At 44.5% G+C, this 21,687-nt stretch carries 16 protein-coding genes and 1 riboswitch; of the genes, 5 read left to right on the forward strand and 11 right to left on the reverse strand.

Features of this window, described 5'->3' with window-relative positions; translation table 11 throughout:
* Nucleotides 1-33: 33 nt before the first annotated feature.
* Nucleotides 34-1,017, forward strand: a complete 984-nt coding sequence (locus ACVFI8_RS04920; protein WP_248714573.1) for an aldo/keto reductase — start codon at nucleotides 34-36, stop codon at nucleotides 1,015-1,017.
* A 313-nt stretch (nucleotides 1,018-1,330) separates the two neighbouring features.
* On the opposite strand, the gene ACVFI8_RS04925 is transcribed toward ACVFI8_RS04920, so the two are convergent.
* From ACVFI8_RS04925 to ACVFI8_RS04935, 3 genes are all read right to left on the reverse strand, one after another.
* Nucleotides 1,331-2,794 (reverse strand): alpha/beta hydrolase, encoded by a 1,464-nt coding sequence (locus ACVFI8_RS04925; protein WP_457873212.1) that lies wholly within the window; start codon nucleotides 2,792-2,794, stop codon nucleotides 1,331-1,333.
* A 301-nt stretch (nucleotides 2,795-3,095) separates the two neighbouring features.
* Complete coding sequence (gene ribB, locus ACVFI8_RS04930) at nucleotides 3,096-3,749, reverse strand: 3,4-dihydroxy-2-butanone-4-phosphate synthase (RefSeq protein WP_457873214.1); 654 nt, start codon at nucleotides 3,747-3,749, stop codon at nucleotides 3,096-3,098.
* Between the two features lie 156 nt (nucleotides 3,750-3,905).
* Nucleotides 3,906-4,096, reverse strand: a riboswitch (FMN riboswitch).
* Nucleotides 4,097-4,221: 125 nt separating this feature from the next.
* Nucleotides 4,222-5,937 carry an NAD-dependent malic enzyme gene (locus ACVFI8_RS04935; protein WP_457873216.1) on the reverse strand — a complete coding sequence of 572 codons (1,716 nt, stop codon included), beginning with the start codon at nucleotides 5,935-5,937 and terminating at the stop codon, nucleotides 4,222-4,224.
* A gap of 215 nt (nucleotides 5,938-6,152) precedes the next feature.
* On the opposite strand from ACVFI8_RS04935, the gene ACVFI8_RS04940 reads away from it, so the two are divergent.
* On the forward strand, nucleotides 6,153-7,376 hold the full coding sequence (locus tag ACVFI8_RS04940) for a threonine/serine ThrE exporter family protein (RefSeq protein ID WP_457873218.1): 1,224 nt from the start codon (nucleotides 6,153-6,155) through the stop codon (nucleotides 7,374-7,376).
* 183 nt (nucleotides 7,377-7,559) lie between these two features.
* Here ACVFI8_RS04940 and ACVFI8_RS04945 read toward each other — a convergent pair whose 3' ends face one another.
* Complete coding sequence (locus tag ACVFI8_RS04945; protein ID WP_248714566.1) at nucleotides 7,560-7,811, reverse strand: EF-hand domain-containing protein; 252 nt, start codon at nucleotides 7,809-7,811, stop codon at nucleotides 7,560-7,562.
* A 375-nt stretch (nucleotides 7,812-8,186) separates the two neighbouring features.
* Between ACVFI8_RS04945 and ggt the strand changes: the two genes are divergently transcribed.
* The 3 genes from ggt to ACVFI8_RS04960 all read left to right on the forward strand — a co-directional run bounded on the left by ggt (nucleotide 8,187) and on the right by ACVFI8_RS04960 (nucleotide 15,879).
* Nucleotides 8,187-9,926, forward strand: a complete 1,740-nt coding sequence (ggt, locus tag ACVFI8_RS04950; protein WP_457873220.1) for a gamma-glutamyltransferase — start codon at nucleotides 8,187-8,189, stop codon at nucleotides 9,924-9,926.
* Nucleotides 9,927-10,022: 96 nt separating this feature from the next.
* A complete protein-coding gene (locus ACVFI8_RS04955) occupies nucleotides 10,023-15,311 on the forward strand; it encodes a PKD domain-containing protein (RefSeq protein ID WP_457873222.1) in 5,289 nt (1,762 codons plus the stop codon).
* Complete coding sequence (locus ACVFI8_RS04960) at nucleotides 15,298-15,879, forward strand: Lcl C-terminal domain-containing protein (RefSeq protein WP_457873224.1); 582 nt, start codon at nucleotides 15,298-15,300, stop codon at nucleotides 15,877-15,879. The genes ACVFI8_RS04955 and ACVFI8_RS04960 overlap by 14 nt, the downstream gene beginning before the upstream one ends.
* Before the next feature lie 40 nt (nucleotides 15,880-15,919).
* Here ACVFI8_RS04960 and nqrM read toward each other — a convergent pair whose 3' ends face one another.
* From nqrM to ACVFI8_RS04995, 7 genes are read right to left on the reverse strand one after another with little or no spacing between them, the layout of a single operon-like run.
* The gene (gene nqrM, locus ACVFI8_RS04965; RefSeq protein ID WP_137672093.1) at nucleotides 15,920-16,156 is read right to left on the reverse strand and encodes a (Na+)-NQR maturation NqrM; all 237 of its coding nucleotides are present in this window, start codon (nucleotides 16,154-16,156) and stop codon (nucleotides 15,920-15,922) included.
* A 15-nt stretch (nucleotides 16,157-16,171) separates the two neighbouring features.
* The gene (locus ACVFI8_RS04970) at nucleotides 16,172-17,197 is read right to left on the reverse strand and encodes an FAD:protein FMN transferase (RefSeq protein ID WP_457873226.1); all 1,026 of its coding nucleotides are present in this window, start codon (nucleotides 17,195-17,197) and stop codon (nucleotides 16,172-16,174) included.
* Nucleotides 17,198-17,200: 3 nt separating this feature from the next.
* A complete protein-coding gene (nqrF, locus tag ACVFI8_RS04975) occupies nucleotides 17,201-18,424 on the reverse strand; it encodes an NADH:ubiquinone reductase (Na(+)-transporting) subunit F (protein ID WP_248714561.1) in 1,224 nt (407 codons plus the stop codon).
* A gap of 32 nt (nucleotides 18,425-18,456) precedes the next feature.
* Nucleotides 18,457-19,065 (reverse strand): NADH:ubiquinone reductase (Na(+)-transporting) subunit E, encoded by a 609-nt coding sequence (nqrE, locus tag ACVFI8_RS04980; protein WP_248714560.1) that lies wholly within the window; start codon nucleotides 19,063-19,065, stop codon nucleotides 18,457-18,459.
* A 4-nt stretch (nucleotides 19,066-19,069) separates the two neighbouring features.
* The gene (locus ACVFI8_RS04985; RefSeq protein ID WP_248714559.1) at nucleotides 19,070-19,702 is read right to left on the reverse strand and encodes an NADH:ubiquinone reductase (Na(+)-transporting) subunit D; all 633 of its coding nucleotides are present in this window, start codon (nucleotides 19,700-19,702) and stop codon (nucleotides 19,070-19,072) included.
* The gene (locus tag ACVFI8_RS04990; RefSeq protein ID WP_248714558.1) at nucleotides 19,695-20,480 is read right to left on the reverse strand and encodes a Na(+)-translocating NADH-quinone reductase subunit C; all 786 of its coding nucleotides are present in this window, start codon (nucleotides 20,478-20,480) and stop codon (nucleotides 19,695-19,697) included. The genes ACVFI8_RS04985 and ACVFI8_RS04990 overlap by 8 nt, the downstream gene beginning before the upstream one ends.
* The gene (locus tag ACVFI8_RS04995; protein ID WP_248714557.1) at nucleotides 20,470-21,687 is read right to left on the reverse strand and encodes an NADH:ubiquinone reductase (Na(+)-transporting) subunit B; all 1,218 of its coding nucleotides are present in this window, start codon (nucleotides 21,685-21,687) and stop codon (nucleotides 20,470-20,472) included. The genes ACVFI8_RS04990 and ACVFI8_RS04995 overlap by 11 nt, the downstream gene beginning before the upstream one ends.

The raw sequence follows: 21,687 nt of genomic DNA on the forward strand, positions 1-21,687 counted from the left end.
TGAGCTATCTTTTCCCATTTAAGCAGGTACAACATGCAATACCGTCGATTAGGTCGCAGCGGCCTTCAAGTCAGTGAGTTTGGTTTGGGTTCTTGGGTGACCTTTGGCAAGCAAGTCGATTTAACTGCCGCTAAACACATTATGACGCGCGCTTATGATGCGGGCATCAATTTCTACGATAACGCCGAAGGCTATGAAAGCGGTGAAAGCGAACGTTTAATGGGGCAAGCCATTGAGCAGCTTGGCTGGTCACGAGATAGTTTTGTTGTGTCTAGCAAGGTCTTTTGGGGAGGAAACAAACCTACCCAGCGGGGCTTAAGCCGTAAACATGTATTTGATGCCTGCCATGCCGCACTAAAACGCTTACGAGTTGATTACTTGGATCTTTTTTATTGCCATCGGCCCGACGTCGATACCCCGATTTATGAAACAGTACGAGCTATGCATGACCTAGTATGCCAAGGTAAGGTGATGTACTGGGGCACTTCGGAGTGGAGCGCTCAGCAAATTACTGAAGCATGGGCGGTAGCTAAAGCTGAAAACTTGCACGCACCAGTCATGGAGCAACCACAATACAACATGATGGTGCGCGATAAAGTAGAGAGTGAATACCTGCCGCTTTATCAGTTAACCGGATTAGGCACGACAATCTTTTCACCTTTAGCCAGTGGTTTACTCACCGGTAAGTACTTAAATGGGGTACCAGAAAATAGCCGTTTAAGTTTGCCAGGTTACGAATGGCTGCGTGATATGCTAATTGGTGAAAACAACAAGTTAGAACAAATCTCTCAGCTTAATCAACTTGCCCAGCAGCTGGATATGCCACTACACCACTTAGCCTTAAACTGGTGTTTACGTATGCCACAAGTAAGCAGTGTTATTTTAGGCGTATCAAAATTAGAACAATTAAATGATAACCTGCAAGCTCTTGAGTTGTCGCAGCGCTTAGATTCAACGATATGGGATAAAGTCGATACTATTTTAGCCAATAAACCCGCTGGACTTGAGCGCTTCTAACATTAAACAAACAATAACAGGGCTTAGCATTGTCTAAGCCTTTAGATCATTAAAATTAAAGACTAAATATAAAGCCTCATAAAATAATAAAGTGCTTGGTGCTCAGCAAACCCCCTTCCTGCCTGCTAATTAAGTTGTTTCATATTAGTGTTGCTGAGCTCACACTTTTGTCACACAAATGCAAAAAAAACTGATTTAACCTTCCATAATCCAAAGCTTGTTATAGACTAATGTTAGCGCTCTTGCTGAGCGATAACACAACAATAAGTACTAAACGCTTGAACTGATTAGGGGCCTTAGGGCCCCTTTTATTTTATTGCGCAAAAAACGACGATACCTGCTTAAGCACTTGTTCTGAAATACCATTCCAATAACGCCAAGTATGTCCACCCTCAGCGGTCAAGTAAGAAAACTCAACCCCCTGCTGATTAAGTTGTTCAACTAAACGTCGATTAGATGGGTAACTGATTGAGTCATCCTCTCCACAAAACAGAGTAAGCTCAGCATCCAATGTGAAGTTCTGCCAACTAAAGCTGGGATACATTTCCATATCAAAATAACCACTAAGCGGCAACGAAAGGCCAAATTGCTTTGGGTACTTATGTGCTAAATAAAACGCACCTGCGCCACCCATTGATATACCACTAATAGCACTATAACCTGGCCCAGCCTTAACTTTATATTGCTCAGCAACATGAGGCAGCAGCTCCTGCATAATGAAACTTTCATGCTGTCCTTTGTAATAGCTGGTTCCTGCAGAAGGCATTAACACAATAAATGGCTCAATACTCTTATTGGCAATCATGTTATCCATTAAGTGTTGAATTTTACCGTCTATAATCCACTGCTTATAATCTTGACCATAACCATGCAAAAGCATCAATACTGGATAATCTTGCTTAGATGTTTGGTAACCAGGCGGCAAGTACAAGGCATATGGGCTGGCTTGATTTAAACTGTCACTCTTAAACTCGGCTTCAACAATGCTGCCATGAGCAATCCCTGACTGAGCTTTTAACAATGCATCCTCTTCACCAATAACAAATACAGAATTAACGCCACCGTAACCATCGGGCACCGATTGCGGGTTTTGCTGGTCGGCCACCCAAACTCCGTCTATCACAAATTTGTATTGCCATGCCCCAGGTTTTAAGTACAAGGTGATAGACCAGCGGTCAGCTCCGCTTGGCTGCATAACAAGCACCTTACTTCGCCAATCACTCATTTCTCCGGCTAAGTAAACCTGTCTTGCATTTTTTGCTTCCACGGTAAAAGTATGGGCAACAGTATTCTCACTGGGGGAGAGTAAAGAATGCTCAAGCTGTATGGCAGTTTCTCCCAATTTAGCGTTAGCAGCTTGTTGCTCTGTTAAGATATGCCCTTTAGCAGTGACAGTACCAGAACAACTGAAACTGTCGTTACTCCATTGCCAATCATAAGCGCCAGTTATTTCTTTGTTGTTGACTTCACTATACGCTGAGGAATAGCTAAGCGTCCCTCCATCTGTTTCTGTACTAGGCGATGTCCAGGTAATCATTCCCTGACTTATTATTCCGGTAGAGCCTCCTTCAATACTTAACTGACATTGATTCTGAGACACCTCAAATACTTGTTTATAGCGCTGGCCTAAGCCGTTGCATTCGTAATCATCAACATCAACAACTAACTGCCAAGTACCCGCTACGTTGTCGCAGTCTTTTGTGCTGTTGTTAGAACATCCCACCAGCATCCAAAAGGCCAAAAGCGCAGTGACAAGGCATGCTAATTTATTGTTCATTGCTTTACCTCCCTATAAATAGTTCTCCGGCAATGGAAATAAAGATATATATATCAATAGTATTGAAACATAGTGTGAAAACAAGCTGAAGAGGTAAGCGCTACATATGTGACAGAGGTAAATAGTAAGATTAATTTAGCTTATATATTTAATTTGGAGTGAAGAGCTAGCTGCGCGCCTAAAGGTAAACTTGGCTACAAAGTTACATTGGAAATATTCGTCGCGCATCGCAATGCAGTATGGGATGGGAAAGGAAAGCCAAGTAAAAAAGAGGCCCTTAAGCCTCTTATAAAAATTGAGATCAGCTAGCCTTGCTGACTAACGCTTTGCGATACTCCACAATATCTTCAATACTTAATACTGGCATCGCATGCCGCTTAGCAAACGCTACAATCTCCGGTAAACGCGCCATGGTGCCATCTGGCATGGTCACTTCACACAATACTCCGGCAGGTTTTAAGCCCGCCAAGCTCATTAAGTCCACCGTGCCTTCGGTATGTCCTCGCCTGGTTAATACGCCGCCAGGCTGAGCACGTAACGGATAAACATGACCAGGACGCGCTAAATCGCTAGCTGTTGCGCCGTCAGCAATGGCGGTTTTTATGGTCGTCACTCGGTCTGCTGCAGATACACCGGTGGTTACCCCCACTTTAGCTTCGATACTCACGGTAAAGGCTGTACCAAATTGGCTAGAGTTATCACTGACCATAGGGGGTAGATCTAGCTGTTTAACTTTATCGTCAGTTAAACACAAACAGACAATGCCGCTACATTCACGGATTAACATGGCCATTTGAGCATTAGTAAGGGTTTCGGCGGCAAATATTAAGTCGCCTTCGTTTTCACGGTCTTCATCGTCAACCACCAACACACCTTTGCCATCACGCAAAGCGTTAAGTGCGGCGTTAACACGTTCAATAGGGTTGCCATATTCGGCAAGTAGAGACTGATTCATGGTTAAAGTCCTTAATTACAACATTAGGTTTTCCAGAATCAGGGCGTGCAGGAATAGCATCATAAACAAGGTTTATGATTTGTTATCGGCAACTAGTCGCGCGCAGGCGCGCACTAAATACTTAGCATCACACAAAATGAATGCAAAACTATGTTGCTTGATTCTCTTCCATCCGGACTCATTACAGCCAAGCTGCAAATTACCGTCGGCTCTGGACTATTAGCTAAACAAAAAGCTAAGTCACCAGATCTGCTGACCCCAACTGTTGTTGGGCGCTCGCGGGCTTTTAGGGTTAAATAACACTAATTACCGCCGGTGGGGAGTTACACCCCGCCCTGAGAATTTGTTGTATACGCTAAGCGGAAACAACGGAGGCCATGGTGCACCTTAATCTTCATAAAAACAACATTGGAAAAACAATAAAGGAGCGTAAACGCTCCTTTATTCAATTAACTAACTATTTAAGCCTTATCTACACCCTGCGATATGGCAAGTAAATAGGCTCCCACATATGTTCAGCCAGTTCTTTTTCGATATCCTTGCCACTTAAACAGCCTTCGGGGTCGGTTAACTGAATTTGCTCTAAAATGGCTTTTGCCACAACGCTAGACACGTCTTTTAACTCGCGCATTCTTGGGAATACACAACCGCTGTCTAAATCTTCTTGCGATACATACTCTGCCAAAGCAAATGAAGCGGTAGTGAACATTTCCATAGTGATTTTGCTCACCCCAGAAACGATAGTCGCTAAACCTACAGCAGGGAAAATAAATACATTATTACCTTGGCCAATACGGTAGGTTTGGCCTTTGTATTCAACGTCGTCAAATGGGCTACCGGTAGCGACAATCGCTTGCCCATCGGTCCACTTATAGACATCTGCAGGCAATGCTTCACAGTTATCGGTTGGGTTAGATAATGGGAAAACCATTGGACGTTCGGTATATTCCAGCATCTTCTTCACGTGGCTTTCTTTAAATGCACCACCCACGCCGCTACAGCCTAGCAATACGGTAACCGGCGTATTGTCGATAAGCTCGCCTAAGCTGGCTTTGCCTTCTTCGGCCAGTGTCCAGTTTTGTGCTAGCTCAAAAGGCTTGGCGTAGCGTTTTTTATATTCATCTAGATCAGCGCGATTATCAAAGACTACCCCGCGAGAATCTAAAATGAAAATACGGTCTCGCGCCTCTTGATGATTAATGCCTTCTTTAAGAAGGCCTGCAAAGATTTGGTCAGCAACGCCAACCCCACCCGCACCAGCGCCATATACCGCGTATACTTGCTCACCTAAGGTTTCATTCTTTATTTTAGTCGCGCCAATAACACCCGCTAGTACTACTGAACCCGTACCTTGAATATCATCGTTAAATGAAGGCAGCTCATCTTCATACTGAGACAAATTATCGAAAGCGTTAGATTTACTAAAGTCTTCCCATTGCAATACAGCTTCTGGGAAATGCAGCTTAGTTTGCGCCACAAACTTCTCGATGAAATCTTTATACTCTTGACCGCGCATCCGTTTTTTAGGAAGCCCTAAGTACATGGGGTCATCGAGTAAGTCTTGATTGTCGGTACCTACGTCTAGAGCAATAGGTAAACAGCGTGCTGGGTGGATGCCTGCGCCCAAGGTGTATAACGAAAGCTTACCAATAGGAATGCCCATACCGCCAATGCCTAAATCGCCTAAACCAAGGATGCCTTGGCTATCGGTAACAACGATAATTTTAATGTCTTTACCAGCAAAGTGACGCGCCATCTCGCCCATTTGATCTACATTCTCGGCAGTAATGTATAAACCACGGTCTTTTTGATAGCGGTGGCTAAACTCCTGACAAGCTTTTCCTACGGTTGGCGTATAAATAATGGGGGCCATTTCCTCGATATGACGAGATACCAACGCATAAAACAAAGTCTCGTTTCGATCTTGTAAGGCACGCAAATACTGATATTGCTCAATATCACTACAAGCACTAAGAAAACCTTGATAAACACGTTTAAGTTGGTCTTCAAAGGTTTGGGGTTTTGGCGGCAACAAACCGGCTAAATTAAAAGCTTCACGTTCTTCAAAACTAAAAGCCGAGCTTTTATTTAAGGTTCGATCGTTAAGCAAAGCATTACCAGATAGTGAAACAGGGCGAAACTCATTCCCGTTTTCATCTTTCCAGCGTAAATATTTACCAGTGGCCATGACGTCCTCCAAGACAGCGAGTGAAAAAAATCGCGCAAAAGGTAAATGATAAATGATCCCGCTGATTCTGTACGCTATTTCCTTAAAAAACGGCCTTTTTTTTGCACCCACTTCGGCAATATGCAATATCCCTAATTTTTAACACGAAGCAATGACAACAAATTGGCCAAGCTGATATACAATTTAACCTATTATTCTTACTAAATGATTTCGCTTTGAGACAATCTCCTTTTGAAGTTAAACGAAACTTCATCATTAAATTGGGTAAAGCCCTGCACAAATATGGAACCCCTGCATTTCGCTTGGAATCTCACCTACGCAATGTGGCTGAGACTCTAGGTTTAAATGGCTATTTTTTGGTAACCCCAACCTCGCTAACATTTGTATTGTGGGCGCCTGATGATACGCAAGAATATAACTATGTGATGCGGGTAAAACCTGGTGAAATCGATTTAGGCATGCTGGCCAGAACCAACCAGTTAGTCGTTAAAGTGAGTAACGAGGAGATTAGTTTAGGCGAAGCCATGGATGCGTTAAATCGCTGGGAACAATATCCTGCTGTTCATTCACCACTAACCATGTTGCTCGCTTTTGCCGTTACCGGTGGCGCATTTGCTATGCTAATGTCAGCCAACTGGACCACTATTTTGTGGGCTAGCTTACTCAGTATTATTTCATTTTATCTAGCCTACCGCGCTGAGCATTCAAAAGGCATCAATGAAGCCTTGGAGCCGGTAGCTGCGCTGCTCTGTTCATTTATAGCGGTAAGCATCGCCCAACTAAAGCCACAGATAGATATACCGATCGTTATCCTTTCCTCGATTATCATCTTTATACCCGGATTATCACTAACCCTAGGTTTAAGCGAATTAGCCGCGAGAGAGTTAATTTCAGGCACAGCTAGAGTGATGGATGGTGTAATGGTGCTGTTTAAGCTCTATTTTGGCGCCGTATTGGGGATGGCTATTGGTTCGTTGGTATGGGGGCAGGTAGACCTGCATGTTGTAACGGTAAGCGACTGGTGGATAAAGTGGCTAGGGGTAGTGTTATTATCTTTGGGACTCACCATTGTGTTTAAAGTGCGCCGTAAAGATATGGTTTGGGGAGTACTGTCGGGGGTGATTGCTTACGCAGCGGCCTTTGTAGGTAGTTTCTATTTAGGCGATGCTCTAGGCCCCTTTATTGGTGCATTTGTCGTGGGAGTATATGCAAACCTGTTCGCAAAGCTGACCAAGTCGCCTGCATCAGTGGTATTACTACAAGGAATCGTATTGCTGGTCCCAGGGAGCAAAGCCTATATCAGTTTAAATTCGATGGTACTGGGTCAATCGATGGTGAGCATTCCAAATATTGGTTCACAAACGTTTTTGATTTTCATGTCTATAGTGGCCGGCATTCTGTTCGCTAATGTTGCAGTCCCTCAGCGCAGCTCTCTTTAAACATAACAATAAGCGATGATTACCATCGTGAAACAGTAGAAATGAAAAAAACGCTTAAGCTAGCACGGGCTTAAGCGTTGGAAAATTGTCGAACATTAATATGTAAATTCACTAGACCAAATAACTGAATAATTAAGTCCGACATCACCTAAATCGATACTTTAACGAGAACTTCTATAAAAATTACTCTGCAACTTCGCCATTTTCAGGCTGAACGTTGATTTCTATGTTGGCAAATTCGGCTTGACTCAAAACACCATCATTATCGGTATCAAGCTCAGCCCACACTTCTCCCAGAATAGGTAACTGTGCCGCTTCCTCTTGGCTTACTACCATATCTTGGTTGGTATCTAAGTCATTAAATACGTCACTATTTGCTGAAGCAAGGCTTGCGACACATAGGGCTAACATTGGAAAAGTATATTTAATTTTCATGGTAAAACTCCTTTTAAAAATCTATTACATTGGTTTTGACATCGGTATGGCTACTCGCTTAATAAGCAGCGCGGCAATAGACATATAGCAAGGCTTGAACCAACATTTAAAAAAAGATAAAAAACAATAACTTAATACCGAAACTCTAGTTGACAACGCTATAAAGCTGTTGCTGTTTAGAGACACCTTTTTTGCCAAACAAACAAACAAACACGCCAGCACTGACTTAGGGGGTGTCTCTATATTGCGCCACCTTCGTGGCTACACTTTAGCCAAAGGTAAATTACAGCAATAAATTCAATAGCTTAATTAGACCATGGCGAGATAATCACTGAGTGCTACACTGGCTGTAACAGCCTAGTGGAAGGAAGCCCCATGTTGATTCGTAGTGTATTAGCCCTACTACTCACCTTTAATAGTTATGTCGTCGCAGGTAAACAAACTGCAGATTCGTTTGCACCTGAAGCCGCCAGTGGTTTGCAGAAAAAGCCATCAGTAATAGCCCACAAATTTATGGTCTCAGCCGCCAACCCTTTAGCTGTAGAGGCCGGTTACGAGGTATTGAAAGCTGGCGGTTCTGCGGTTGATTCAATGATCGCGGTGCAAACGGTGCTAGGTTTAGTTGAACCGCAATCTTCTGGTATCGGCGGCGGAGCATTTGTCGTCTATTATGACGCAACAAAGAAAGAACTAACCAGCTTTGATGCCCGAGAAACCGCGCCAGCAAATACCAATGGAACATTATTTTTAGATGATAACGGCCACCCCCTAAAGTTTTATGATGCTGTTGTTAGCGGCAGCTCTGTCGGTACTCCAGGGGTGGTAGCTTTATTTGAGAAGCTGCATATGGCTTATGGGAAAACTCAATGGGAGCGGTTATTTCAACCCGCAATAAGCTTGGCCAAGGAAGGATTTAGAGTAAGCCCCCGCTTAGCCTTATTGGTGGCTGGCGATGAACAACGCTTAAAGCGCTTTAACAGCACTCGAGATTACTTTTTAAAGGGCGGAAGTCAGCCAATTAAAGAAGGTGATTTACTTAAAAATACCGATTACGCCACTACCTTAAGCTTAATCGCCTCTCAAGGGGCTAAAGGCTTTTACCAAGGTGATACCGCTAAAGCCATCGTTTCAGCGGTCCAGCAAGCCAGCGATAAATCGGGTTTATTATCTGAAGAAGACTTAGCGAATTATCACGTGATTGAACGGCCTCCTATTTGCGTCAGTTACCACCAATATTCCATTTGTGGCATTGGGCCGCCGAGCTCAGGGGCAAGTACTCTAGGGCAGATAATGGGCATATCTTCCTATTTCCCATTAAAACAATGGGGGCCGAATAATACCCAGAGCTGGCGGATACTGGGTGATGCCTCTCGTTTAGCTTTCGCAGACAGAGCGAAATACTTAGCCGATAGTGACTTCGTAGACGTGCCTACCACTGCTTTGTTAGACAAACAATACCTCACGCTGCGTGCAAAGTTGCTAGAGCAGGATAAGGCTTTAGAACACGCTCTTGCCGGTGACCTACTGTCATTAAGCGCTCAAGCGCTAGACCAATCAATAGAACTCCCCTCAACTAGCCACATAAGTATCGTTGATCAAGACGGTAATGTTCTATCAATGACCAGCAGTATAGAAAATGCCTTTGGTTCTAGAGTGTTGGTAAAAGGCTTTTTACTAAATAACCAATTAACCGACTTCTCCTTTGTGGCTGAGAAAAATGGTCAACTTGTGGCCAACCGAGTAGAGCCCAAAAAACGGCCACGATCTTCAATGGCTCCTACGATTGTCTTTGAGAATGATCTCCCCATTATCGCCATTGGTTCGCCAGGAGGCAGCAGCATTATAGGCTATGTCGCGCAAACCTTAGTAGGGCATTTAAGCTGGGGCATGAGCCTGCAGCAAGCTATAGAACAGCCACACCTCAACAACAGGTTTGGCACCTACGAACTAGAAGCCAATACCTCAGCCGTTCTACAACAAAACGCCTTAGAAGCCATCGGCTATAAAACACAAATTAAAGATATGACATCTGGTTTGCAAGGAATAAGGATCTACCCTGATAAACTAGTAGGAACATCAGACCCAAGGCGCGAAGGCATTGCCAAAGGAGATTAAAAAATCTAAAGCTGGTAGTTTTGCAAAAAGTTGTTACCTTTAGTTAACATGTGCAAGCCACTCCGCGAGATGATTTTGGACAGGCAAGGAAGATTGATGTCAAAAACTAAAGGGTTATACCTGCTAATTTTGCTTTTTACATCACTTATGTTGAGCGCCTGCGGTAACGATGACTCGGCCCCCAAAATCACGGTAGACGCGGGTCAAAACCTAAGTATCAACGAGAACCAAGTGGTTGAAGTAACGGGGGTCTTACAAGACCCGCGAATGAAGCTTTCTGGAGCAGCTTGGAGCCAGCGCTCAGGCATTAGCGTTGATTTAACTCATTCTAAAGACTTACTACTAACCTTTGTTGCCCCCACTGTTAGCCAAACCGAAATATTAACTTTTGAGTTAAGTGCAAGCTCTGAATCCGGCGAGCTCTACTCCGATACCCTTGAAGTAACAGTACTCAACGTTAATCAACCGCCGCAAATTGATTTAGTTGATACCCTGCAGGTAGCAGAACAACGCACAATTAAGCTACAAGCTCAGGTGACCGATGCAGATTCTGATAGTCAATCGATTACTTACCAGTGGCGGCAAATCCCCTTCAACAATCAAGCTCAGCTAACCACCTCTGAAACTAACACCACTGAATTAAGCGTAAATATTCCTGCGCTTAGTTCAGCGCAAAGTTATCAATTTGAGCTGAGTGTAAGCGATGAACAACAAGCCACTAATAGCAAAGTTATTACACTGGAAGCTTTACCTGTATTACAAGGCAGAGTTATAGATGATCCCATTAGCCAATCTACCGTTAGCTTAAAAGATTGGCATAGCGGTGCGCTGATAGCCGAGACACAAAGTGATGAGACTGGGTATTTTGAGTTTTTATTGGATAATACCAGTCGTTATTTTTTAGTTGAATCCAGTGGCGGTTTGATAAACGGTGAAGCTTTTCTCGGCAGATTGAGCAGCGGATGCGAATTAACGAACCGAAAACAATGTAACCTTACGCCAATTTCTAGCCTAATACTGAACTACGCAACAAGAAACGATTTACGAGAACTTAGTCAGCAAAGTCAGTGGGTAGATGATATTGAAGCACTCATTGGTGAGATAAGCCCAGATCCATTCCTAAGTGGCGAAAATAATAATATTAATGTAGCAAGCATTCGCACAATACTCGGAAGCCAAGGGGAAAACATTCAAACGTGGCTCAATCAAGTGGTTGATTACATCGATGAACCCAACAATAGCCAGTTCAAACAACAAATCGAACAATCTTTTAACTACCTGAACTTCCTCCCTATCGTTAACGCCGGTAACGACCAAAGCGTCAATGAACAAAGCATGGTAATACTGAATGCCAATGCCAGTGATATCAATGGCGCTATTGCCAGCTTCGCTTGGACGCAGCTTAGTGGTACAAACGTAAGCTTAAGTAACCCAAATACCGCGATAGCGAGTTTTGCCTCGCCGACAGTGATCGCCGCAGAAACTTTAGTATTTCAAATAACAGTTGCAGATACTGAAGGGGGGATCGCTACCGACTCCGTCTCTGTCAGCGTAAACCCCATAAATACGGCCCCACTAATCGCCGATAGCGCAGCTCAAAGTGTTAATGAGCAAGCCAGCGTAGTGTTAAGTGTTGATGCTACCGATGTTGACGGCCGTATTGTTAGCTACGCATGGACACAACTTAGCGGCACAAACGTAACTCTAAGTAACACGAATACCGCTATCACCAGTTTTACTTCCCCCGCCTTAATCACGACAGAAAACTTGGTATTTCAAGTTCTGGTTACCGATAACGAAGGCATGAGCACAATTGGCATGGTTTCGGTCACGGTAAATCCGATAAACACCGCCCCAATAGCCACTGCAGGCGCAGATCAAACGGTAAATGAGCAAACCAGCGTAGTGTTAAGTGTTGAGGCTACCGATGTTGACGGCCTTATTGTTAGCTACGCATGGACACAACTTAGTGGTAGCAATGTAACCCTGAACGATGCCAATAGCGCTATAGCTGACTTTACCTCCCCTACCTTAATCGCGACTGAAAACTTGGTATTTCAAGTTCTGGTTACCGATAACGAAGGACTGAGAGCTAGCGATACGGTTTCAGTTAGCGTAAATCCAGTAAATACCGCTCCGATAGTCTCTGCCGGCGTTGCTCAAACTGTGAATGAGCAAACGAACGTGGCCTTGAGTGGCGTCGCCAGCGATGCCGATGGCAGTATCACCAGCTACGCTTGGGCTCAACTTAGTGGTAGCAGTGTAACCCTGAACGATGCGAATAGCGCAAATGCAAGCTTCACTTCACCAACCCTGACCACCGCAGACACCTTAGTCTTTCAGATTACCGTTACTGACGATGAGGGGGCTGTAATTAGCGATACGGTTTCAGTTAGCGTAAATCCAGTAAATACCGCCCCGACAGTCTCTGCCGGCGTTGCTCAAACTGTGAATGAGCAAACGAACGTGGCCTTGAGTGGTGTCGCCAGCGATGCCGATGGCAGTATCGCCAGCTACGCTTGGGCTCAACTTAGTGGTAGCAGTGTAACCCTGAACGATGCGAATAGCGCAAATGCAAGCTTCACCTCACCAACCCTGACCACCGCAGACACCTTAGTCTTTCAGATTACCGTTACTGACGATGAGGGGGCTGTAATTAGCGATACGGTTGCGGTTAGCGTAAACCCAGTAAATACCGTTCCGATAGTCTCTGCCGGCGTTGCTCAAACTGTGAATGAGCAAACGAACGTGGCCTTGAGTGGCGTCGCTAGCGATGCCGATGGCAGTATTGCCAGCTACGCTTGGGCTCAACTTAGTGGTAGCAGTGTAACCCTGAACGATGCGAATAGCGCAAATGCAAGCTTCACTTCACCAACCCTGACCACCGCAGACACCTTAGTCTTTCAGATTACCGTTACTGACGATGAGGGGGCTGTAATTAGCGATACGGTTGCGGTTAGCGTAAACCCAGTAAATACCGCTCCGATAGTCTCTGCCGGCGTTGCTCAAACTGTGAATGAGCAAACGAACGTGGCCTTGAGTGGCGTCGCCAGCGATGCCGATGGCAGTATCGCCAGCTACGCTTGGGCTCAACTTAGTGGCACAAACGTCAACCTGAGTAATCCTAATAGCGCAAATGCAAGCTTCACTTCACCAACCCTGACCACCGCAGACACCTTAGTCTTTCAGATTACCGTTACTGACGATGAGGGGGCTGTAATTAGCGATACGGTTGCGGTTAGCGTAAACCCAGTAAATACCGCTCCGATAGTCTCTGCCGGCGTTGCTCAAACTGTGAATGAGCAAACGAACGTGGCCTTGAGTGGCGTCGCCAGCGATGCCGATGGCAGTATCGCCAGCTACGCTTGGGCTCAACTTAGTGGTAGCAGTGTAACCCTGAACGATGCGAATAGCGCAAATGCAAGCTTCACTTCACCAACCCTGACCACCGCAGACACCTTAGTCTTTCAGATTACCGTTACTGACGATGAGGGGGCTGTAATTAGCGATACGGTTTCAGTTAGCGTAAACCCGGTAAATACCGTACCGACAGTCTCAGCCGGCGCGTCCCAAAGTGTTAATGAGCAAACTAGCGTGGTGATATACGCAGACGCCAATGATGCCGATGGCAACATTGCCACCTATAGTTGGACACAGCTTAGTGGTACGAACGTAAGCCTGAGCACAGCAGATAAAGCAATAGCAAGTTTCACCGCCCCTACTCTCTTATCTTCTGAGACCTTAGTATTTCAAATAACAGTGACCGATAATGAAGGCGAGAGTGTTACCGATACCCTTTCAATTAGCGTAAACCCAATAAACACTGGGCCAATAGTGACTACTGGAGCAGATCAAAGTGTTAATGAGCAAACTAGCGTGATGTTAACCGTGAACGCTAGCGATGCCGATGGCAATATTGCTAGCTATACCTGGACACAGCTTAGTGGCACCAATATAAGCCTGAGCGATGCAAACACCGCAATCGCTAGTTTTACCTCCCCCACTATAGTGACATCAGAAAATTTGGTCTTTCAAGTACTCGTTACCGATAACGAAGGTGAAAGTCAAATCGGTTTGACACGAGTAACTGTAAACCCGGTAAATACCGCCCCAACTGTTTCAGCAGGTAACGACCAAACTATTGATGAACAAAACAATGTATCGCTGAATGCAACAGCCAACGATACCGATGGCAGCATTGCCACTTATCAGTGGCAGCAAACCGCTGGAGTGACAGTTAGCCTACAAGATGCCAATACAGAAAATGCCAGCTTTATAGCCCCTGAAGTGAGCGGCGATAGCGTTGTACAACTTGAAGTAACCGTAACAGACAACGAAGGGATTAGCGTCAGTGACAACGTAAGTATTACCATTGCTAATAACTTCTCCCCCACGGCTGACATTATCGCTCCCATTCTGGTAAGGGAAACTGAATTAGTTGTATTAGACGGCAGCGGATCGACTGACACTGAAACAGCAAATTTGCAGTACGAATGGCAACAAACCGACAATAGCGGTATTAGCATTGCTTTTGCAGATAGTAGCCTTGAACAACTTCAATTTACTGCTCCAAATGTTACCACTTCGATAGTAGTCGCTATTTCCTTAACAGTCAGCGATGAAGGTGGCAAAACCGCGACTAACGAAGTAAGCATTGCGCTAACGCCAAGTAATACCAACTTAGCGCCAATTAACGATACTGGGATTAGTACCTGTGCAGATTATGCCTTCGGCGCCAGTGAGTCTCATCAAAATTCAGTTGATTGTAATCTGACCACCGATGCCGATGGTGACTCGGTCCCTCAAGATCAAGACGGTCACGTTGGAAGAGACATTAACGCCTCAAATAACGATGATGGAAAACTCGGCTTTAGCTTTATTAAATTAGATAGCCAAGGGCAAGCTCTTAATGCAGATGCCACCTCTTGGTCCTGTGTATTAGATACTGTGACTGAGCTAATATGGGAGGTCAAAACCACCGACAGTGGCTTACAAGACATTCACCATAACTATAGCTGGTTAGACAATAACAATAGCCAAAATGGCGGCAACAGTGGTGGCGCTGATGCAGGTAGTTGCGTAGGTACATGTGATACCGAAAGTTATGTGAATAGCGTAAATGCCCTAAGTTTGTGTGGTTTAACTAACTGGCGAGTGCCTGCATATCCAGAGCTACAATCCTTAGTTGACTATAGCCAAACTAATTTCGCCATAGAAAACGATTACTTTCCAAACACAGATAACGATGGGTACTGGACATCAACCACGCTATCCCAATTCAACAGTGCAGCATGGAGAGTGAATTTCAATTTAACTATTGATAGACTTCCATTTGCGCTTAAGTCTACCACTTTCCCTGTGAGGCTAGTTCATGACCTTCCTTAAACTGAAATTGAACCCCGCGAATTCCGATACGCAATTATCAATAAATTACTCTCTTGGATGCTTAGTCATTGTTACCGCTTGTTTGTTAACACCTCTACCCGCTCTCAGTGCTAGCATTTGCTTGGCATCATCACCATTAACTGCGCCAGATAGCCGCTTTGTTGATAACAACGACCAAACTATTTCAGACCAAGAAACCAATTTGATGTGGGCACGCTGTAGCGTAGGAAGAACTTGGGATGGCAGCACCTGCACTGGTGCAGCGCTAAGCCTAACCTGGAAACAAGCCGTTGAAGAGGGCCCCAACTCAACACTCGCTGGATACAACGATTGGCGCCTACCTAATGTAAAAGAACTCAGCCACCTAATAGAATACAGCTGTTATGACCCAGCGATCAACGAGAACATCTTTCCCTCTGCTTTAGGGGTTTCGATACCTTATTGGACAGCAACCCCTGATAGCCTTACTACAACCAAAGCTTGGTTTATCAAATTTATTAGTGGCGAAATAGACTTAGATACAAAAGACGATGATTATGCAGTGCGCTTAGTAAGAGGCGGATTGTAAATCACAAGATATAAAAAAAGCGCCGTGAGGCGCTTTTTATTTAGATGATTCGATGTTCATCTAACATCGCTTGGCGAGCCTTTTTCTTTTGCTCTACCAAGGCCATTTTAGCTTTACGTTTATCGCAAGGTTCGGGGCAGTCGCAGACTTTCTCAATACCTAAAGCAGCAATACCACCACAGCTTCCGCTAATGGTTTTCTTTTGAAAAATGTAACCCACCGCCATAGCAGTGATAACCACTAAAAAGAATACAAAGGTCACTAAAAAATACGCCATCATGACTCCTAACTGCTATTGAACAACAAAGGGCACAAACGCCGAGCTGATATGCTCCACAAATTCATCTCCTTGTTTCTCGATAATATACACTGCTAACTGTTTATTTTCAGCAAAACGCATTGCCTGCTCAACCCCCATCACTGTAAACGCCGTAGCATAAGCATCGGCCATCATACTGGTGGGCGTAATCACACTGACCGAAACAATATGGTTAGCGATAGGCTTACCCGTATTCGGATTAATAGTATGTGAATATCTGACCCCGTCTTGCTCAAAATAATTTCGATAGTCACCGGACGTGGCTAAACCATTATTGCCAGGCTCAATAATTTTTTGCACTGCGCGCTGCTCTGCCGAGGGTTTTTCAACCGCGATACGCCAGCCCACACCTTTGTCGTTGTGGCCTTTTAGGCGCAGCTCACCACCAATATCAACCATGTAGTTATGCAGCCCTTCGGCTTCCAGTAGATCGGCAACGCGGTCTACCCCATGGCCTTTAGCAATCGCTGATAAATCCAAATACAACTCAGGAAGTTCCTTAGAAAGGTTGCCATTGCTTAAGCTTAAATGCTGATAACCAATCTTGGCTTTAGCCTCTGCTAACTCTTGGTCACTTGGTCGCTGCTCAGGTCGCCCTTCAGGCCCAAACCCCCACAAGTTAACCAGTGGGCCAACAGTTACGTCAAATGCGCCACCAGAGTCCTCTGAGAGCAGCAAAGAGGCTTCAATCACTAAGGCTAAGTTATCAGATATGTTTAAAGCTTGATCACTACGATGTTGATTAAAGCGGGACAACTCAGAATCAGGCATGTAGGTAGACATCTCTTGATTTACCTGCTGCAACACCTCATCAATTTTAGCCTGCATTACCTCACCAGCAGGCAAACTTGCAGTTGGTTCAGCTAGCTTCACTTGGTAATAGGTTCCCATAGTGCGCCCCTCAATTTGTAAGGTATACAAATTGTTTTGCTCACTACAGCCACTAATAAAAAAGGCTAGCCCAAGCAAGGCTAGCCAATAATGCTTAACGAAACTCACCGTTTAGCCACCAAAGTCATCAAGTAGAATGTTTTCGTCTTCCACACCTAAATCTTTAAGCATGTTAATAACGGCAGCATTCATGACAGGAGGACCACACATGTAGTACTCACAATCTTCTGGGGCGTCGTGGTCACGTAAGTAGTTTTCAAATAACACGTTATGGATAAAGCCTGTTTTACCTTCCCAGTCATCGCCTGGTTGTGGATCTGACAAAGCAACGTGCCATTCAAAGTTCTCATTTTCGCGGGCTAACATATCAAAATCTTCTTCGTAGAAGATTTCACGACGTGAACGCGCACCATACCAGAAACTAATTTTACGCTTCGAGCTTAATCGCTTAAGTTGATCAAAGATGTGTGAACGCATTGGGGCCATACCCGCACCACCACCAATAAAGACCATTTCAGACTCAGTCTCTTTAGCAAAGAACTCACCAAATGGACCAGAGATAGTGACTTTATCACCCGCCTTAAGGTTAAAGATGAACGAAGACATTTTACCACATGGCAGGCTCATGTTATTTGGCGGTGGCGTAGCAATACGCACGTTCAACATGATGATGCCTTCTTCTTCAGGGTAGTTAGCCATTGAGTAAGCACGAATGGTTTCTTCGTCTACTTTTGACTCTAAGTTAAAGAAACCAAAGTGTTCCCAGTCGCCACGGTATTGTTCTTCAACATCGAAATCTGAATACTTGACATGGTGAGCAGGGGCTTCAATTTGAATGTAACCACCGGCACGGAACGGCACCGATTCACCATCAGGGATCTGCAGTTTAAGCTCTTTAATAAAAGTTGCTTTGTTATCGTTAGAGATAACTTCACAATCCCACTTTTTCACACCGAAGATTTCTTCAGGTAAAGAGATCTTCATGTCTTGCTTAACATTAACCTGACAAGCTAAACGTAAGCCAGTGGCTGCATCGCGCTTACTGATGTGATCCAATTCAGTGGGCAAAATATCACCACCACCTTCATGAATATGCACATGACACTGACCACACGAGCCACCGCCACCACAAGCAGAAGAAACAAAAATACCTGAATTACCTAGTACGCCCAGTAGCTTGCTACCTGCTTGAGTGGTAATCGCTTTAGCCGGATCATCATTAATTAAAATATGTATTTCACCAGTACTTACCAGCTTAGACTTAGCAAACAAAATGATTGTTACTAAAGCCAAGACGAGCAAGGTAAACATGGTTACGCCGAGAATAATTTCCATCGACTAATTTTTCCTTGTAGTTATTGGCCGTCTTACAGCTGAACGCCAGAGAACGACATAAACGCCATCGCCATTAAACCTACAGTGATAAAGGTGATACCTAAACCACGCAGACCATCAGGCACGTCTGAATACTTCATTTTTTCGCGTATACCCGCTAGCGCAACAATCGCCAACATCCAGCCGATACCACTACCAATTCCGTATACCAAAGACTCGCCCAAGTTGTATTCACGCTGCACCATAAACGACACACCACCAAAGATGGCGCAGTTCACTGTAATCAACGGAAGGAAAATCCCCAGCGCTTGATACAAAGCAGGAAAGTACTTATCTAATACCATTTCAAGTATTTGAACTAAAGCAGCAATAACACCGATAAAGGTAATGAAGCCCAAGAAGCTTAAGTCTGCATCAGGTAATCCTGCCCAGTCTAAAGCGCCAGGAGCTAATAGATTAAAGTAGATGATTTGGTTCACTGGTACCGAAATACCCAGAACTACAATCACCGCTACACCTAAACCAAATGCGGTTTTAACTTTCTTAGATACCGCTAGAAAAGTACACATTCCTAACAAGAAAGCTAAGGCCATATTTTCAATGAAAATAGAGCGAACTAAGAGACTAATATAATGTTCCACTCGATTACTCCTTCGGCTCTACTTGCTCTGGGTATGCGGTACGCAAAGCCCAAATCAATAAACCAATGATGAAGAATGCCGAAGCAGGCAATAACAATAAGCCGTTGGGTTGGTACCAACCGCCGTTGTTAATTAGCGGCATAATCTCAATACCGAATAGCGAGCCAGAACCAAAGAGTTCACGCACAGCGCCTACCGACATTAGAATAGCGCCATAGCCTAAACCATTGCCAAGACCGTCTAAGAACGATTTGAAAGGAGGCTCTTTCATCGCGAAGGCTTCAGCACGCCCCATTACGATACAGTTGGTAATAATCAAACCAACAAATACCGAAAGCTGCTTAGAGATATCGTAAACCACCGCTTTAAGCACCTGGTCTACTACGATTACCAACGAAGCAATAATTGCCATTTGCACAATAATTCGCACACTGCTCGGAATGTGATTACGAATCATTGAAATAAATAAGTTGGAAAACGCAGTCACTACCATCACGGCGAGTGTCATTACAAATGCAGTTTCTAACTTACTGGTTACCGCTAATGCTGAACATACACCTAATACCTGTAAGGCAATTGGGTTATTCGCTATAACCGGTCCAAATAAAACCTTTTTGGTTTCCTTAGCATCAGCCATTGTTTAGTCCTCCCTGTTGCAATTTGGCCAGGAACTTACCAAAGCCTTTATCACTTAACCAAAACTTCAAGGTGTTATCGACACCATTGCTGGTTAGCGTTGCTCCTGATAATCCGTCGATTTCAGAAAGAGAATCAGCTGGCGCAGTACCTTTAATCACAGTGATCGCTGTTGCGCCACTATCATCAAATAACTTTTTGCCAACAAACTTTGCCTGCCATAGAGGATTAGCAACTTCACCGCCTAGACCTGGTGTTTCACCTTGGTCGTAATAAACGATCGCATCTACTGTATTACCGTCGGGCTGGATAGCAAGAAACGCATACATAGTTGACCATAGACCGCGCCCATGAACTGGCAAGATGATTCTACCAATATCACCCTGTGCATCTTTTACAAGATATACACTGGCTAAGTTTGAACGACGAACAATGCCTGCGGTATCTTCTTCACCAGATAAACGAATACTAGTGTTAGGATCTTTGGCTGATTTTCGTTGTTCAAAAGTAGCGGGGTCAACCTGACTAGCGTCGACAAATTCACCGGTGTCTAAATCAATAACACGCGGTTCAATCACCTCAAGGTAAACGTCAGCAACCTTGCGGCCCGCCAGTTCAACACCAGAAACGGCTAGAATATTTTTTTGTTTATCTTCTACAGCGTTCTGTTGCTGCATACCGCGCAAACCTACAGCGGCAAGCGATACAACAATTGAACACACTAAACTTACGCCAACCACAACCTTGATGGTTTTGGCTAAGGAATCATTACTGGCCATCGCGAGCAAGCCTCCGTTTGATATTGGCTTGAACTACAAAGTAGTCAAAAATAGGAGCAAACAAATTAGCAAACAAAATAGCCAACATCATGCCTTCTGGGAACGCTGGGTTAACCACTCGAATTAACACCACCATCAAGCCAATCAAGCCGCCATACCACCACTTACCTTTATTAGTAAATGAAGCCGATACCGGGTCAGTCGCCATAAAGAACATGCCAAGCGCAAAACCACCTAGAACCAAATGCCAATGAGGCGGTAGTTGGAACATTAAGTTACTGTCTGAACCCACAAGATTCAGTAGTAAACTGGTTGCCACCATACCCACTAATACGCCAGCGACAATTCGCCAAGAGGCAATGCGGGTGAAGATGAGGAACAAACCACCTAAAGCGAGTAAAAACGTTGACGTTTCGCCACTTGAACCTTGAATGAAACCGAAGAAAGCATCACTCCAAGTGATTCCCTGTGCGACGAGACCTTGCATACCTTCAGCAGCGACTACACTTAGTGCGGTTGCACCAGAGTAACCGTCTACAGCAGTCCAAACAGCATCGCCTGAAATTGCAGTAGGGTATGCGAAGAATAAAAACGCTCGACCAGCCAATGCAGGGTTTAAGAAGTTTTTACCGGTTCCACCAAACACTTCTTTTGCCACCACAACACCAAAGGTAATACCTAAGGCGACTTGCCATAAAGGCATCGTGGCTGGAAGGGTTAAAGCAAATAAAATCGAGGTAACAAAGAAACCTTCGTTAACTTCATGACCACGAACCGAAGCAAACAGAACTTCCCAAAATCCACCCACAGCAAATGCGGTAAGGTAGATAGGCAGGAAGAATATTGCGCCATAGATCATCGACGCTATCCAGCCAGCGTCAGCGCCAGTAGGCACACCTAACATAGCAATTAGCGCACCATGCCAATCATCAGGTACAGTTCCCGCCCCAGCAATAACGGCTTCGTTTGCTTGAATGCCCGCATTGTACATACCAAAAAACATCGCTGGCATGAGAGCGACCCAAACAAAAATCATGATACGTTTTAAGTCAATAGCATCACGAACGTGCGTGTTTTTCTTGGTAACTAAACCCGGCGAATATAAGAATGTCGCTGTAGCTTCGTATAAAGCAAACCACTTTTCGTGCTTACCACCCGGCATAAATTGTGGTTCAATCTTTTCAATATAATCTTTAATACTGCTCAT

It is taken from the genome of Agarivorans sp. MS3-6, from assembly GCF_054112545.1.